Here is a 243-nt window from a genome sequence, read left to right on the forward strand (position 1 = left end):
GCGCTGTTCGCGTTTTTCGATGCGCCGTGGTTCCCCATCTACCTGTTCGTGATTTTCCTCTTCAACGTGTGGCTCGGCGTGCTGGCCACGGCAGGCGCAGTGTTGTTGATTGGCCTGGCGTGCCTTAACGAATACCTGACCAAAAAGCCATTGGGCGAGGCCAGCGGTTATTCGCAGCAGTCCACCCAACTGGCCACCAGCCATTTGCACAACGCCGAAACCATCCAGGCCATGGGCATGCTC

General features: G+C 58.4%; 1 pseudogene. It reads left to right on the plus strand.

Annotated features, from left to right (window positions below):
• A pseudogene (locus AAEZ05_RS29850) lies at positions 1–243 on the plus strand (type I secretion system permease/ATPase); the annotation flags it as partial.

The organism is Pseudomonas sp. HY13-MNA-CIBAN-0226, assembly GCF_040310305.1.
In the GTDB taxonomy this organism is placed as follows: domain Bacteria; phylum Pseudomonadota; class Gammaproteobacteria; order Pseudomonadales; family Pseudomonadaceae; genus Aquipseudomonas; species Aquipseudomonas gregormendelii.